The sequence below is a fragment of the Bacillus sp. BC08 genome (assembly GCF_054326875.1).
Genome location: NZ_JBTGPA010000031.1, coordinates 983,930 through 999,883 on the forward strand (window position 1 = coordinate 983,930; position 15,954 = coordinate 999,883).

At 36.6% G+C, this 15,954-nt stretch carries 14 protein-coding genes; 1 reads left to right on the forward strand and 13 read right to left on the reverse strand.

The genetic code is table 11. The annotated features are described in order from the left end of the window. Positions 1-181: 181 nt before the first annotated feature. The 9 genes from ACXVYO_RS15565 to moaA form a co-directional block, all read right to left on the reverse strand. The gene (locus ACXVYO_RS15565; RefSeq protein ID WP_000497512.1) at positions 182-1,099 is read right to left on the reverse strand and encodes an AEC family transporter; all 918 of its coding nucleotides are present in this window, start codon (positions 1,097-1,099) and stop codon (positions 182-184) included. Positions 1,100-1,152: 53 nt separating this feature from the next. Beyond that, a complete protein-coding gene (locus tag ACXVYO_RS15570) occupies positions 1,153-1,896 on the reverse strand; it encodes an amidohydrolase family protein (protein WP_458467710.1) in 744 nt (247 codons plus the stop codon). 474 nt (positions 1,897-2,370) lie between these two features. After that, complete coding sequence (locus ACXVYO_RS15575) at positions 2,371-2,568, reverse strand: PspC domain-containing protein (RefSeq protein WP_064473971.1); 198 nt, start codon at positions 2,566-2,568, stop codon at positions 2,371-2,373. A gap of 271 nt (positions 2,569-2,839) precedes the next feature. Next, positions 2,840-4,009: a nitrate transporter NarK gene (gene narK / locus ACXVYO_RS15580; protein ID WP_000841867.1), complete on the reverse strand. Its 1,170-nt coding sequence runs from the start codon at positions 4,007-4,009 to the stop codon at positions 2,840-2,842. Between the two features lie 80 nt (positions 4,010-4,089). Beyond that, complete coding sequence (moaD, locus tag ACXVYO_RS15585) at positions 4,090-4,323, reverse strand: molybdopterin converting factor subunit 1 (RefSeq protein ID WP_458467711.1); 234 nt, start codon at positions 4,321-4,323, stop codon at positions 4,090-4,092. Next, positions 4,320-4,790: a molybdenum cofactor biosynthesis protein MoaE gene (locus ACXVYO_RS15590; RefSeq protein ID WP_458467712.1), complete on the reverse strand. Its 471-nt coding sequence runs from the start codon at positions 4,788-4,790 to the stop codon at positions 4,320-4,322. The genes moaD and ACXVYO_RS15590 overlap by 4 nt, the downstream gene beginning before the upstream one ends. 44 nt (positions 4,791-4,834) lie before the next feature. Next, positions 4,835-6,124: a molybdopterin molybdotransferase MoeA gene (locus tag ACXVYO_RS15595; protein ID WP_458467713.1), complete on the reverse strand. Its 1,290-nt coding sequence runs from the start codon at positions 6,122-6,124 to the stop codon at positions 4,835-4,837. A gap of 42 nt (positions 6,125-6,166) precedes the next feature. After that, positions 6,167-7,180 (reverse strand): molybdopterin-synthase adenylyltransferase MoeB, encoded by a 1,014-nt coding sequence (locus ACXVYO_RS15600; protein ID WP_458467714.1) that lies wholly within the window; start codon positions 7,178-7,180, stop codon positions 6,167-6,169. 17 nt (positions 7,181-7,197) lie between these two features. Beyond that, the gene (moaA, locus tag ACXVYO_RS15605) at positions 7,198-8,211 is read right to left on the reverse strand and encodes a GTP 3',8-cyclase MoaA (protein ID WP_458467715.1); all 1,014 of its coding nucleotides are present in this window, start codon (positions 8,209-8,211) and stop codon (positions 7,198-7,200) included. A gap of 278 nt (positions 8,212-8,489) precedes the next feature. Between moaA and ACXVYO_RS15610 the strand changes: the two genes are divergently transcribed. Next, positions 8,490-9,182 (forward strand): Crp/Fnr family transcriptional regulator, encoded by a 693-nt coding sequence (locus ACXVYO_RS15610; RefSeq protein ID WP_000013863.1) that lies wholly within the window; start codon positions 8,490-8,492, stop codon positions 9,180-9,182. 91 nt (positions 9,183-9,273) lie between these two features. Here the strand turns inward: ACXVYO_RS15610 and narI are convergent, their stop codons facing one another. From narI to ACXVYO_RS15630, 4 genes are read right to left on the reverse strand one after another with little or no spacing between them, the layout of a single operon-like run. Further along, positions 9,274-9,963, reverse strand: coding sequence for a respiratory nitrate reductase subunit gamma (narI, locus tag ACXVYO_RS15615; protein ID WP_458467716.1), 690 nt, complete (start codon positions 9,961-9,963; stop codon positions 9,274-9,276). Positions 9,964-9,980: 17 nt separating this feature from the next. Further along, positions 9,981-10,511 (reverse strand): nitrate reductase molybdenum cofactor assembly chaperone, encoded by a 531-nt coding sequence (gene narJ, locus ACXVYO_RS15620; protein ID WP_458467717.1) that lies wholly within the window; start codon positions 10,509-10,511, stop codon positions 9,981-9,983. A 19-nt stretch (positions 10,512-10,530) separates the two neighbouring features. After that, positions 10,531-12,006 (reverse strand): nitrate reductase subunit beta, encoded by a 1,476-nt coding sequence (narH, locus tag ACXVYO_RS15625; RefSeq protein ID WP_458467718.1) that lies wholly within the window; start codon positions 12,004-12,006, stop codon positions 10,531-10,533. After that, the gene (locus ACXVYO_RS15630; RefSeq protein WP_458467719.1) at positions 11,996-15,679 is read right to left on the reverse strand and encodes a nitrate reductase subunit alpha; all 3,684 of its coding nucleotides are present in this window, start codon (positions 15,677-15,679) and stop codon (positions 11,996-11,998) included. The genes narH and ACXVYO_RS15630 overlap by 11 nt, the downstream gene beginning before the upstream one ends. Positions 15,680-15,954 lie beyond the last annotated feature (275 nt).

Consider the following 15,954-nt stretch of genomic DNA (forward strand, 5'->3'; position numbering starts at 1 on the left):
CGTTCTTTAGAAGCGTTTGTTCTTTTTGTATTGGTTCCTTTTTTGAATTAAGCCGCTTGATTATCAGGCATGGTACAATTGTAAACGACACCTAATATATCAAAGACTGTTTTCCTCTTATATCGATGGGATTTCCGTCCATCATTTACCGCCTCAAATCTATTCAGTTTTAAACGTATATTCAAAACAAAATATATGACAAATAAATAACGACAGTTACTGTAATAATGCTGAAAAGTGTTGAAAATAAAACGATTTGTGCATGTAGTTCAGGCTCTATTTGATACTCCATAGCAATGGTTGATGTATTTCTTGAAGTAGGAAAAGAACTTGCAATAAATAATGATTGTGCGACAATACCATCAATGTTTAGTAGGTAGATCATGGCAAGTGCTAATAATGGTCCCATCAATAATCTTCCAATTAAAGCCCATGTTATGACTCGATGGAAAAAATTAAGCTTAATATTGGATAATTGCGCTCCTAGCAATATGAGTGCTATTGCAACAAAACTATTCGCAAGCTGATTAAGAGGTAGAAAGATAGAATTAGGTATTTGAATTGTAAAAGATTGAAAGAGAACCCCTAATATGAGTGCATGAAATACAGGCAGTCTTAGAAATGATTGAATAATACTTCCGATTGTTTTTGTCGCTGATAGTAAGTTATATATCCCATATGAATAAGTTAAAAGATTCTGAAAAATAACAATAAAAATTTGAATGGAAACCCCCACTGGGTTGTGACTGAAAATCAATTGACTTACTGGTAATCCATAATTACCGGAATTCATTAACGAAATGCTATTTTTTAGAGCTGCACTTTCTCCTTTTTCTAACTTTAATGTTTTTGAAATGAAATGACTTACTATCATCACACTCAGACTGTAAAGCATTAAATAGTATATTATCTGGAGCAACAAACCTGTTTCTATACTAATATCATATATATTCACAAATACAGCCGCTGGCATCAAGCAATAAGTAATAAGTGTAGATAGCTGCTTTAAGTTAAATTGGAACTTTCTTTGTAAGATTGCACCAATTAGCATCAATATTAATATTGGTAATATTACGTCTAATATAATAAAAACAAACATTTAAAACCTCCTTCTAAATATGGACACATTTAATTCAAATGTAGACCCTGACGCTACCCAAAATACCATTTAAAAGCATTCGTATACAGGATATTATCGGTAGCTTGTTCATCAAATAGCTGTTGAATCAATTTGATATCTCCATACTCAAAAGGTCTTTTCGCTCTGGTAGATGGTAAATCTGTTCCAAACATAAGTGCATCTGGGTTAACTTCATAAATCGACTTTAAGGCATTCTCAACATCTAATTCGACACGACCAAAACCAGTAGCTTTCACATGTACCCCTTTATCAACTAGTTTTAATAAATGTGGTAAACCTTCTTCTGATAACCCTAAATGATCAATTGATATAGCTGGTAACTTTTCTATAGTGGATGCAATTTCGGGCAACTCTTTTGCATCCATATAAAGCTCACTATGCCATCCTACTAAATTATGAACTCTTCTAGCAAAGGAATCCAACTTCGATAAATCTTCTGAACCACCTCTTTTAATATTAAATCGTAATGCTTTTATCCCATTTTCATTTAAATTTAGTATTTCTTCATCCGTCACTGTAAAAGGTAATTGTGTTACGCCACAAAATGTTGAACCCAGCTGTTTTAGTGCCTTTAATAAATATTCTTGATCAAACCCTTGGAAAGAACCAGATACGATCGCTCCACCAATTACATTCAAATTAGGAGTTTCATTCTGGTAGTCTTCTACAATAAAGTTGGGCGGAAAATACCCTTGGTTCTCAATAATCGGAAAATTAAAATCAATAATATGAAAATGTGCATCAAAAATTCTCATTTCATTTCCCTCCCCTCTCTTTTCTTTAACATATCAAATATGACTCATAAAAAAAATTATGGATTATTTATATAAATTCATAATTTTATCTTATCAACCTAAACTGTATTCTTTATTTTAAGTGTACTTTTTCACAATATCCATTAGCCTTACCCAAAAATCTGGTCCTAAAAAATATGCAGTTTTTTCTTGTTATAGATACCTTTATATGTTTTTTGAATTTCGGAACATTTCAAGCTATTGATATATTTTTATACATATTAATAGATAGCTTTTAGAAAGGAGCGACTATTTATCGATTCGTTAGCGATCAATAGTCATCGTTTCATTCAAAAGTTATTATTTTCGTTCTCGATATATTCCGACAAAGGCAAAGTCCCTTTCTAGTACGCTAAACGTGTAAGAGGCGAAGTACCTTTAGCTACTCGTTCCTTTAAAGTTCCCCATTGTGGAATTCGATTTAATTTCATACATTTATCGTTTAATTTCTTTGTCTGTAGGCAAAACAATTGCAGCTATTATATAAAGTAAAACTGTAAATCCGCTAGTAAAAAAAGCTGATAATGCAGTTACTATACGAAGGATACTAACATCAATTCCATACTTATCGCTTAAACCACCTAATACACCGGATACTTGTTTATCTTGAGTGGACTTATATAATTTTTTCATCTAAACACCCCGATTTAATTAAATACTTGTATGTTAAAAATCAGCTCAATCTTTAGAATAGATTTAAAATCCCTTTAACTAACTTGATCTTTAATTGAATACTATCTGACATCTATATTTTAACATAAAATTCCATCACCCTTCTGTTTTTCATTTTAAAACCATATTATTTTAGAAAACAAACATTTGTTAAGATATCAATAAAAAACAAGTTGAAGCCTATTACTAAAAGAACCATCCTAGATTACTTTAGGATGGTTCTTTTTCTTAATTAATGATTCTTTAACATTACTAACAGCTTTTCTTGACTATACATCCACACTGTAATGATTAAACAAGCAAGTGCGACTTCTGATAATGCCATAAATCCAATTGCATAATGGCCTGTTAGTTGGAATAGTAAAGTTAAAATTAGCGGCGGGAAGAACCCTCCTAGTCCGCCTAAAGCTGAAACGAGTCCGTTTACAATCCCTGCTTGCTCTGAGAAGTACATTGGAACGAGTTTGAAGATTGTACCATTACCAATCCCTGCACAAAATGCTACTAGTAAGCAACCAAATGTATACACGTTCATACTAGGCATAAATGATAAAATAATACCTGAAAGTGTTAAACCAATAAATACGAAGATTAATATTTTAAATGGGTTAAATTTATCACCTAGCCAACCGCCAATTGGACGCATCATTGTTGCTAATACGATGAATCCAGCTGTCCGCATACCTGCATCCACTTTCTCTAATCCGAAGTGAGATACTAAAAAGTTTGGTAAGTATACTGTAAATGCGACAAATGATCCGAATGTTAAAAAGTAAAAGATACATAGAAACCAAAGTTTTTCATTTTTATATACACCTTTTATTTGTTCCATTAATGGTGTATTCACCTTTTTCTCCTTACGATCACCTAATAAAAAGTTCATAAGTGCAAAAGCTGCAAGTAAAACTAAATAACACTGCACTGTCGTTCTCCAGCCAACTGAAGTTGCAATGACAGGTGCTAAAAACGAAGTAATTGCTGTTCCGGCGTTACCGACACCGTAAATACCATTTACAAAACCGTGACTCTCTTTCGGAAAGTATTTCGGTAAAGAAGTTACACCTACAGAGAATACTGCGCCACCGATTCCGACAAATAATCCGCCAATAATTAAATCCATCATTGAATTGGCAACACTAATATAAAAGACAGGAAATAATAATAGAATAAAACTAATAAAGAATAATTTTCTTGCTCCAAAACGATTTGTCCAATAACCAATTGGAATGCGAAGAACAGAACCTAAAATAACCGGTACTGCTGTTACCATAGAAATTTGTCCCGCAGTTAATGGAATATCCGCTTTAATATAAGGCATTAATGATGATAAAATGACCCATACCATAAAACCGATAACTAGATTAGAAGTTTGTAAACTTAATTGAAAATTAGGACTTTTCATCCTGTTCCCTCCTATGTATGAATAGTTATATTCATTCCCTCCAGCCTAATCACGTCCTAACATGATTAGGCTGAAAAGAATCAACCACCACTTACTGGCGGAATAATTGCTATAACATCGCCAGTTTGAATGATGTCATCCTCATTTGCATACTCTTCATTGATAGCGACCATGATCTCACTTGAAATCGCTACATTGTATTTCTTAATGAGCACTTTCTTTAGTTCAGCAACCGTAATATTTTCACAATCTATGTGTAATGCTGGCTTACTTACTTCTTCTTGTAAATGTGCAAATAATAGTACTTCAATCATATTCTCATCTCCTTTCTAGGCTCGCCATTACCATATACTTTTTTCTCTAACTGATCGCCTATCCATGACCCACCATCTTCCCAAAACTCTTTCTTCCAAATGGGAACAATTTGTTTTATACGCTCCATAATATATTCGTTCGCCTCATAGGCAGCTTTCCGGTGTGGTGTAGAAACAGCAACGACAACAGCCAAATCAGAAATTTGTAAAGTACCAATGCGATGTGTAATAGCGACATATGTCCCAGGCCACTTCTCTCCTACTTCAGTGCCAATTTTCTCAAGCTGTTTTTCTGCCATTGTTTTATATGCTACATACTCTAAATATAGTGTACGACGGCCTTTCGTAAATTCTCTAACAGTACCAATGAAAGTAGTAACTGCGCCGCATTCACGACGAATTACTTTGTTTGTAACTTCTTCAATTGAAATAGGTGTATCAATTACTTCATAATACGTATGTGTCATCTTGCACCTCTTATCTTTGTATAAGTTAGCAACCTATTTTTCTATTACTTGTATGATCGAAGTGGTTCTTTCCATGGCCACTCACTTCCCATGTTCGATTCCAATAATAATACCGAAACAGTTATCCCTGCTTCAAATCCTCTCGTCCCTCCCGGCAGGACGATACATGCATTTGCCTCTGCAAGTGAAGAAATTGCGCTAGATTTATCTAAACCAACTGGTGTAACTTGTAATTGACCATCTACAACCTCTACTCTCCCTCTTACAAAACGAGTAAACGGATTTGCTTTCGGGAAGTCTTTCTGTAAAATTGCTTCTGCACGATATACGTGCGGATTTTTCCTATGCAAGTATGTTCCCATGACTGGTCGAACATATAATTCACATCCGACATAACAAGCTGAAGGATTACCAGATAGACCAAATAATAGTTTTCCTTCTAGCTCAGCTACAGTTGTCACACTTCCTGGTCGCATTGCTATTTTATTGAAAAGTACATTAGCTTGTAATCTCTCATAAATAGCAGGTAAATAGTCATAGTCTCCTACCGAAACCCCACCAGTTGTAATTAAAATATCGACTTCTTTCATCGCTTTTTTTACAGTGTTATAACACGTCTCAAAATCATCAGCGAATTGTCCATAATACTGTACAGCCCCGCCCGCTCGTTCAATTTGAGCAGCAATCATATAAGAGTTACTATTTCGTATCTTCCCTGGCTTTAATCGTTCATGTACTTCAAGCAATTCACTCCCTGTCGTCACAATCCCAACAACCGGCTGTTTTACAACATGTACTACACTATAACCAAACGTAGCAAGAAGCGCTGCTACTCCAGGGGTAATAACAGTCCCTTTTCTTACAAGAATGCTATTTTGTTTTACATCCTCTCCTTTAAAAGAAATGTTATCTCCCGAAGAGAAAGAGCGTTTTAATTTCACATAAGTCTTTTCGTTTTCTTCTAACCCTTCCGTTAGCTCTAACATAACAACTGCATTACACCCCGCTGGAATTGCCGCACCTGTCATAATACGGACAGCTTGAAATGGTTTCACTTCTTCTGTAAAAACAAAACCTGCTCCAATTTCGCCAATCACTTCAAACCGAATTGGGTTACTGCTACTTGCTTCCTTTGTATCTTCCGCTCGAATTGCAAATCCGTCGTACGGAGAGCGATCAAAATGAGGAACATCATGATCTGCAATCACATCTTCTCCAAGCGTTCTACCGTAGCTTTCTATAAGGGAAACCTTTTCTATTTCACCCTGGTAGGCATATTCCATTACACGCGCAACTGCTTCTGCCACTGGAATTGGTATACGTTTTTCTAACATTCTTTTTCACCTCGTTTTAATAAACTGAAACTCTCTTTCTATTCATCCTATATATTTTGCGTATAATCGTTTTGCTAATTTCACATCATTTGTCCCATGAATAAATACCCTACCGTCTGTAAATAAAACGAAACGATATTCATCAATTAGAAATGATAGTAAGTATGGCGTTTTTTTGACATGTACACTTTTTTGTAATCGTTTTTGAATTTCTGTTAAATTAAGATTTCTCTTTATTCCTGAACGGATTTGAACTGTATTCCGTCCGCATAACACTTCCGTTTTCATTTGCGCTTCAAATGTTAAACTTGGATACGTTCGTAATTTCCCACAAGATGGACATGTACTTTTCTTCTGTCTATTTACTTTTAATGAGAGATATTGATTGTTCCAAATATCAAATGATAACATCGTTCCTCTTAACGATTCATAATCATCTACCAATATTTTCATCGCTTCTGTTACTTGGTGAGCAACTACCATTTGTACAACTGGCTGAATAATTCCGGCTGTATCACATGTTGCACCACCCATAGGATGATCCATTAGACAGCGAAAACATGGTGTTTTCCCAGGAAGAATTGTATACGTTACACCGTAACTTCCAATGCATCCACCGTATATCCAAGGTATATTTTCTTTTTGTGAGATGTCATTTATAAGTAGGCGCGTATCAAAATTGTCAGTCGCATCTATTATGAGATCCACTTCTTTTGTTAACTCTTCTATTTCTTGCATTGTGACATCCGTTACAACTGGTACAATTTCTACTTCAGAATTAATCTTTCTTACATGTTCTGCCGCTGCAATTGCTTTCGGTTTAGACTGCTTTGCATCTTCTTCTGTATATAACTGTTGTCGCTGTAAATTACTCCATTCGACGTAGTCACGATCGGCAATTGTCAATTTCCCAATTCCCATCCTAACGAGCGCTTCCGCATTTGCAGCTCCTAGTGCACCCGCACCGATTAGGAGCACTTGTTTTTCTCTTATTTTTCTTTGTCCCATTTCACCAATTCCAGAAAACAATACTTGCCTTGAATATCGCTCTTGCATAGAGAATCCTCCTTTCTCTATCCGCCAATGTATGACATTTCAACTTTTGGACGTTTATTTGTACTTTCCACCGTTCTTTCATCTGAATATCGATCTGTTCTATATCGCCACGTATGTTGTAAAATTTTTAATAGTGATGCATCCGAAATATTTTCTCGAAGAAGCGTTCGCAAATCCGTTCCTTTCGTTCCAAATAGACACGTGAAAAACTTGCCGTCTGCCGAGATACGAGCTCTCGTACAAGAAGAACAAAATGACTCAGATACTGAAGTAATAAATCCAACTTCGGCATCGCTCCCTACATATCGATACAATTTCGCAACTTCGCCAAAGTAACGAGGTTGAACAGGCTCAATCGGATGTACGCGATTAATCTTCTCTATTAATTGTTCCTTCGTAATAACTTGTTCAAAGTTCCATCCGTTCGTACTGCCAACATCCATAAACTCAATGAAACGTAACTGTATTTCTTGTTCTTTAAAATACTGAGCCATAGGAAGAATTTGACTATCATTCATTCCTTTTTTTACGACCATATTTACCTTTACTTCTAATCCTGCAGCCTTTGCTGCTTCAATTCCTTTTAATACAGGTTTTGTACTTACATTTCTTCCGTTAATTTTTCGGAAGACGTGATCCTCTATCGCATCTAAACTAATATTTACACGTTTTAATCCCGCGTCTTTTAACGCCTTAGCTTGTTTTGCTAAATGAATACCGTTTGTTGTGAGCCCAATATCCTTTAAGCCTTCTAACTTTGTAAGCCTTGCGATTAACTTCGGTAAGTCTTTACGCAATAACGGTTCGCCGCCAGTAAGCCTAATTTTATTGACTCCCATACTTATAAACAATCTTGCTAATCTTTCTATTTCATCGAACTTTAATAAAAACTCTTCTTGTAAAAAAGCGTAATCAGGCCCAAACACTTCAGCGGGCATACAATATGTGCACCTAAAATTACAACGATCAATAACTGAAATACGTAAATCTTGAAGTGGCCGCTTTAAAGAATCTTTCATTTTCTCGTGCATCTATATCCCTTCTTTTCTCCTGCAATCCTTAGTAAGTTTTCGTTTTTTTATTTGCCTTTATTATAGAAAAGAAGCTACATATTCAATGTGACATTTCTCACATCACTTTCCCCATTCAAAAAATCTTCACAAATCCGTTCGAATTTTGTTCACATCTTCAGTCTCTCCTCCTTACGGTCATTGAAATTTCACTTTATTTTTAAAATATCTCTTGCATTTTCAGCATATTTACACTCAAAATAGGAAATGTATTGCTTATAAGAAGAAAGGTGATTGCTGTGGCAAACAGTATGACATTATCTCAAGATTTAAAGGAATTACTTGCATCTGTTGAATATAAAATGCAGATTAAAAAGGGGAGTTTTATTTTTCAAGAAGGTATGGAAGCAACAGAACTCTATATCATCCACTCTGGAAAAGTACAAATTAGTAAACTAAGTGCTGACGGGCAAGAATTAACACTCCGTATTTGTTCGGCATACGACATTATTGGAGAATTAACATTATTCACGGACAATGCGAAGTATTTATTAAATTCAAAATGCCTTGAAGATGTTGAAGTAGGAGTAATAAAGCGTGAAACCTTAGAAAAAGCATTACTCCAAAAACCAGCACTTGTATTTGAATTTATGAAATGGATTAGTGAACATTTAAGAAGAATGCAAACGAAGTTCCGAGATTTAGTATTACACGGCAAAAAAGGTGCCCTGTATTCTACTCTCATACGAATGACAAATAGTTATGGTGTGTTAAAGGAAAATGGTATCCTCATCGATTTACCATTAACGAATCAAGAACTTGCCAATTTCTGTGCAACTTCACGTGAAAGTGTAAATCGAATGTTAAATGAATTAAAAAAGCAAGGTACAATTTCTATTCATAAAGGAAAGATAACAATACACGATTTACAATTTTTAAAATGTGAAATTGCTTGTGAAGATTGCTCTGCTTCTGTTTGTAGCATTGATTAGCATCTTATTGAAATTTATACCTATAAAGAAAGCCGAGGTCTCCAATTAGATCTCGGCTTTCTTTATAAGTTACTAAACATATAAAACAAAATTATTTTTTCAATTCATTTGGAATACGTCTTCTGTAAATTACATAACTACGGCTTATATATTTAATTGGGGCACTAAATACATGTACAAGTCTTGTAAATGGCCATACTGCGAATAGGCCCATACCTGCAATTATATGAATTTTAAACCATACAGGTACTTCCGCCATATATTCAACTTTCGGTTGAAAAATAAAGAGACTTCGGAACCAAGGACCGATCGTTGTACGATAATCAAACCCTTTTGAGTCAATGTTTAAAAATGTTGAAGAAAGTCCTGCTAGCATTACGATAAGCAATAATATAAGCGCAATATAATCTCCCTTTGTACTCGTTGCAATAATGCGTTTTACTGTTACGCGGCGGTACGTTAATATAATTAAACCGATGATAGAAGCAACACCTGCCGGAAGCCCGAAACTAATTGCCATTATGTGATACATATGCTCAGAAATACCTATTGAACGATATACAGCCTCTGGAATTAAAATCCCCATAACATGACCGCCAATTACGAACATGATCCCAAAGTGGAATAATAGACTTCCGATTCGTAGCATTTTCTTTTCTAATAGTTCACTAGATTTTGATGTCCATCCAAATTGATCATAGTTGTATCTGAAAATATGTCCACCGATAAAGATTGCAAAAATGATATAGGGAAACAATAACCATAGAAATTGATCCATCATTTTGACAACTCTCCTTTCTAATTTGTCTGTACACCCCATGTATCGATAGCGAGTAGAACAGCCGCAAGAATTGGTTCATACATGCTACCTGCTTCTTTTAACTGAACGTGTAATGCTTGTATGTTCTCCTTGTATTTACTCATAATTGGTTCACTGTCTTGCTCATTTGCATTTGCAAAAAACTCTAGTAAAAGTGGTAAATAATCAGGTAGTTCTTTATCCGTTACTTCAAAACCAGATTTTTTATAATGCTGCTTTAACTCTAGTAATTCAATACCTCTTTCTCTTTGTTCACCGGTGTTCATATACGTTAAATACATATTTGTCTTTTTACCAAAATCAAATGTATACACGTAACTATCAATAAGTTGATCGTTCGTTTTATTTAGTACTTGTTCTATAAATGTTGTAAGTGGAGCTTTAACTTCATCCTGCTCAATTGCTTCAACCTCTTCTTGTAATTCAACTAAAGCTTCTCTCCACCCGAGTTCCGGGTAGGAGAGAAGGAATGAAGAACACGAAAAAGCAGTTTGTAAACTTTGTTTCATATGTTTCCGCCCCCATTATTTAAGAAATTGTCGTGCAAGAGCCTGGGCCACCTGCGAAGGATAAACCACAGCTTCCTTGTTCGTTATATAAATCTGCAACTTGTTCGCGGTGAGATGTCGGAATGACGAAACGATCTTTATATTTCGCGATAGCAAGAAGACGATACATATCTTCTACATCTTGTTTCGTTAAACCAATTTCTTTTAATACAGCTTCATTTGGTTCTTTATTAATTTGCAATGCTCTCATATGTGTTCGCATGACAGCCATTTTTTTCAATGTAAGACGAATATGTGATTCATCTCCTGCAGTGAGTAAATTCGCTAAATATTGAATTGGGATACGCATATTATCAATAGCAGGGAAAATCTCTTCTGCTTGCCAGTTACTACCTTTCCCCTCCACCATGTTCATAATTGGGCTAAGCGGCGGGATATACCAAACCATCGGCATAGTACGATATTCTGGGTGAAGAGGTAGAGCGATTTTCCAATCGATAATCATTTTATAGATTGGTGACTGTTGTGCCGCTTTAATCCATTCTTCAGGAATCCCTTGCTTTTTCGCTTCAGCTGCTACTTCTGGATCATTTGGATCTAAGAAAACAGTAAGCTGAGATTCATATAAATCTTTTTCATTTTCAACAGAAGCCGCTTCTTTTACTTTGTCAGCGTCATATAGCATTACCCCAATGTATCGAATACGTCCTACACATGTTTCCGAACAAATTGTTGGCATGCCTGCTTCAATACGAGGGAAGCACATTGTGCACTTTTCAGCTTTATTCGTTTGCCAGTTAAAATACACTTTTTTATACGGACAAGAAGATACGCAAAATCTCCATGCACGACATGCATTTTGATCGACAAGAACAATCCCATCTTCTTCACGTTTATACATCGCACCAGATGGACAAGAGGATACACAAGATGGATTCATACAATGTTCACATATGCGCGGTAAATACATCATAAAGACATTTTCAAAATCCGTTTTAATTTCTTCCTCCATTTTCTTTACGTTCGGATCTTGTAATCCTGTTATATGTCCACCAGCTAAATCATCTTCCCAGTTCGGACCCCATTCAATTTTATCGATAAATTCACCCGTTATTGCTGATTTCGGACGAGCAACTGGCTGATGCTTACGCTGCGGACTATTTGTTAATGTTTCATAATCATAGTTCCAAGGTTCAAAGTAATCATCAATTGTCGGTTGGTCTGGATTGTGGAAAATATTCATAAGGCGCTTCATTTTCGAACCGGATTTCAGCTGAATTTCACCATTTTTCAATTCCCAGCCACCTTTATATTTCTCCTGATCTTCCCATTGCTTCGGATAACCAATACCAGGCTTCGTTTCTACGTTATTGAAGTACATATATTCAGCACCTGGACGATTTGTCCAGGTGTTTTTGCACGTTACGCTACAAGTATGGCAGCCGATGCATTTATCTAGGTTCATTACCATTCCGACTTGTGCTTTAATCTTCAAGCCAATCTACCTCCTTCAGTTTGCGAATTACAACGTTTAAGTCACGCTGGTTCCCTGTTGGACCATAATAATTAAATCCATAACTTAATTGACCATATCCACCAATCATATGTGTCGGTTTTACGTGAATTCGAGTTGGACTATTATGCGTTCCCCCGCGATTACTTGTTAATTTCGTTCCAGGTACGTTAATGTGGCGATCTTGCGCATGGTGCATAAACGCCATTCCTCTCGGTATACGATGCGTTACAACAGCACGTGCTACAACAACACCGTTACGGTTAAAGCACTCGATCCAATCATTATCTGCAACACCAGCTTCTTCAGCATCCTCTTTATTCATCCAAACAGTTGGACCACCTCTAAACAGCGTTAACATCGGTAATGAATCGAAATACATACTATGAATTGACCACTTATTATGCGGTGTTAAATAGTTCAATGTAATCTCTTTTCCTTCTACTTCAGGCCGTGATTTACGGAACGGTTTATGTTGCAGAATTGGTTTAAATGTTGCCATCGTTTCACCAAATTCTTTCATCATGTCATGATCTAAATAGAAAGATTGTCGTCCAGTGATTGTTCTCCAAGGGATGAGACGTTCCACATTTGTTGTAAACGGTGAATAACGGCGTCCACCTTTTTCTGAGCCTGTAAATGCTGGAGAAGTAATTACTGTTTTCGGCTGCGCTGTAATTTGTTCGAATGTGAAGCATTCTTCTTCACGTTCTTCTGCTAAATCACGTAGTTTTAAATCTGTTTGTTTTTCAAGTGCTTCCCATGCTTTTACAGCCATATGACCGTTTGTAGTAGAAGAAAGTGTTAATACCGCTTCAGCAGCATTAATTGCTTCTTTTATGTCTGGGCAACCTTTCGCAATAGAATCCGTTCGAACGACTCCTAACCTGTTCTTTAATTGCTCATATTCTTTTTCTGCAGACCAAGAAATCCCTTTCGTACCAATCGGTTGTTTTCCAGTATTCGGTCCTAGCGCAGTCATTTTGTCATAAATCGTTTTATAATCCCTTTCAGCAACATGAATTTGTGGCATCGTTTTACCCGGGATTGGTTCACACTCACCTTTACTCCAGTCTTTAATTTTGCCAAGTGGTTGTGCTAATTCTTGTGGTGTATCGTGAAGAAGTGGTGTTGCCACAACTTCTTTCATTGGTTCAAGATCGATTTTCTTCGCTAAATCAGACACGGCTTTAGAAAGAGAAGTGAAAATATCCCAATCAGAGCGCGCTTCCCACGGTGAACCGATTGCTGGATTAAATGGATGTACAAATGGATGCATATCTGTACTACTTAAATCATGCTTTTCATACCAAGTTGAAGCTGGTAAGACGATATCAGAATAAAGCGCTGTTCCAGCCATACGGAAATCTAAATTAATGAGTAAATCTAACTTCCCTTCTGGCGCTTCTTCATGCCACTTAATTTCTTCTGGTCGTAACGAATCACTATCGTCATTCATTAATCCGTTTGTTGTACCTAACAAATGCTTTAAGAAATATTCGTGGCCTTTACCAGAACTTGAAATTAAATTTGCACGCCATACGAATAAGTTGCGCGGAAAGTTATTTTTGTTATCTGGATCTTCAATTGCGAATTTCAGTTCTTTATCTTTTAATTTTTGTGCAACGTATTTTCCGATTTCTTCTTGCGTTGTTGCACCAGCAGCCACAGCTTCTTTATATAATTCAATTCCATTTTTCTCGAATGTCGGATACGAAGGTAACCAGCCAAGTCTTGCTGCTAATACGTTGTAATCACCGTGATGTTGATAACGAGAGTTACCTTCCACTGGTGATGCTAAATGCCCAACTGGTGTATCTTCATAGCGCCATTGATCTGTTACGAAATAGAAGAAAGATGTACCATTTTGTAATTTTGGTGGCCCTTGCCAATCTTTTGCCATCGCGATTGTTTGCCATCCTTCTGCTGGTCGTAATTTTTCTTGACCAACATAATGCGCCCAACCACCGCCGTTTACACCTTGTGCCCCAACGAGAAGCACAAGATTTAAAACGGCGCGATAAATCGTATCAGAGTTAAACCAGTGGTTAATACCAGCTCCGACAATAATCATTGAGCGACCATTCGTATCAACAGCATTTTGTGCGAACTCACGAGCGATTTGAATAATAAGCTCACGTTTTACTCCTGTCATTTTCTCTTGCCATGCAGGTGTAAACGGTACGTCATCATTGAAGTCTTTCGGCTCTTGCCCACCAAGCCCTCGGTTCACACCATAATTTGCTAACGTTAAATCGTATACCGTTGTAACGAACACTTCTCCTTCTTCTGTCATAACTTTTTTCACTGGAATTGTACGTTCTAATATTGTATTTCCATCATCAGAGAAGTACGGAATTTGTACCGTTTCAACACTATCTTCCCTTCCAAGTAAAGAAAGAAGCGGATTAATCTTTTCACCTGTTTCTTCATCTTCTAAACGTAAGTTCCATTTCTTTTCGTTATCCCAACGTGATCCCATTGTGCCGTGAGGAGTTGCAAAATCATTCGTATTCTCGTTCCAAAGTACAGGTTTCCATTCCCCTAACTTCGTTTCGCGTCCAATATCAGAAGCATTTAAGAACCGATCAGCAACGAATTGTTCCCCTTTTTGTTTCAATGTGACAAAGAAAGGAAAATCAGTATATTGCTTCGCATACTTTGTGAAGTATTCCACTTGATTATCTACGTAAAATTCTTGTAAGATTACGTGCCCCATTGCCATCGCAAGTGCACCATCTGTACCTTGTTTCACACTAATCCAATCATCCGCAAACTTTGTGGATTCAGCAAAGTCAGGACTGACAGAAACGACTTTCGTTCCTTTATATCGAACCTCTGCTAAAAAGTGTGCATCTGGCGTTCTCGTCATCGGTACATTTGAACCCCATGTCATAATGTAACCAGAGTTATACCAATCACTACTTTCTGGTACATCTGTTTGATCGCCCCAAATTTGCGGAGAAGCTGGTGGTAAATCTGCGTACCAATCATAGAAGCTAAGCATCGGTCCACCCATAAGTTGCATAAAGCGACTACCCGCTGCATGACTTAACATCGACATAGCTGGAATTGGTGAGAAACCAACATTTCGATCTGGACCGTATTTCATTACTGTGTATAGTAAAGAAGCTGAAACGAGTTGTAACACTTCATCCCAATTCGCACGAATGAATCCCCCTTTACCACGCGCCTGCTTATACGTACGTGCCTTTTCAGGGTTTTCCACAATGCTTTTCCAAGCATCTAGTGGTGACTCGTTATTTTGTAATTCTTCTTGCCACATATTCCAAAGAACACCACGTACATACGGATATTTCACACGAAGTGGACTGTAAATGTACCAAGAAAAACTTGCTCCACGTGGGCATCCTCGCGGTTCAAAATCAGGCATATCAGGACCTGTAGTCGGATAGTTAAGCTCCTGCCCTTCCCACGTTACAATTCCATCTTTCACATATATATTCCAGCTACATGAACCTGTACAGTTCACGCCGTGTGTAGAACGAATTACTTTATCATGCTGCCAACGCTTTCTGTACACATTCTCCCATTCGCGATCTTCATATGTTTCTTGCGTATGATTATCGTTATAACGATCTATTGGTGAAAAATATTTTAAACGTCTCATTAGTGCTGAAGGTTTCTTCTTCATACTGTTCACTCCTTTAATACGTCTCTCTTACATACCCTTACTATAAGAGAGGTTGTAAAATACAGATGTGACATTTCGCACAGTTCAAGAGATTGTCAAAAATTCAGTAGAAAATAAGTTTGTGAGAAAATCTTTTATTCCGTTGTGAAGAGGTATAGTTAATCTGAATTATTAGGAGAATAGTATTTTGAAGTATCGAATATTTTGCAAAAGAAAAGACGCAGGAGAACTTCCTACGTTTTTCTTTATAAATATATGAAAAAGAGTTTTGTAAT

Excerpts from the sequence above, each read along its gene's own strand:
- ACXVYO_RS15565 (WP_000497512.1), bottom strand. The coding sequence starts at position 1,099 with ATGTTTGTTTTTATTATATTAGACGTAATATTACCAATATTAATATTG.
- ACXVYO_RS15570 (WP_458467710.1), bottom strand. The coding sequence starts at position 1,896 with ATGAGAATTTTTGATGCACATTTTCATATTATTGATTTTAATTTTCCG.
- ACXVYO_RS15575 (WP_064473971.1), bottom strand. The coding sequence starts at position 2,568 with ATGAAAAAATTATATAAGTCCACTCAAGATAAACAAGTATCCGGTGTA.
- narK (WP_000841867.1), bottom strand. The coding sequence starts at position 4,009 with ATGAAAAGTCCTAATTTTCAATTAAGTTTACAAACTTCTAATCTAGTT.
- moaD (WP_458467711.1), bottom strand. The coding sequence starts at position 4,323 with ATGATTGAAGTACTATTATTTGCACATTTACAAGAAGAAGTAAGTAAG.
- ACXVYO_RS15590 (WP_458467712.1), bottom strand. The coding sequence starts at position 4,790 with ATGACACATACGTATTATGAAGTAATTGATACACCTATTTCAATTGAA.
- ACXVYO_RS15595 (WP_458467713.1), bottom strand. The coding sequence starts at position 6,124 with ATGTTAGAAAAACGTATACCAATTCCAGTGGCAGAAGCAGTTGCGCGT.
- ACXVYO_RS15600 (WP_458467714.1), bottom strand. The coding sequence starts at position 7,180 with ATGCAAGAGCGATATTCAAGGCAAGTATTGTTTTCTGGAATTGGTGAA.
- moaA (WP_458467715.1), bottom strand. The coding sequence starts at position 8,211 with ATGCACGAGAAAATGAAAGATTCTTTAAAGCGGCCACTTCAAGATTTA.
- narI (WP_458467716.1), bottom strand. The coding sequence starts at position 9,963 with ATGATGGATCAATTTCTATGGTTATTGTTTCCCTATATCATTTTTGCA.
- narJ (WP_458467717.1), bottom strand. The coding sequence starts at position 10,511 with ATGAAACAAAGTTTACAAACTGCTTTTTCGTGTTCTTCATTCCTTCTC.
- ACXVYO_RS15630 (WP_458467719.1), bottom strand. The coding sequence starts at position 15,679 with ATGAAGAAGAAACCTTCAGCACTAATGAGACGTTTAAAATATTTTTCA.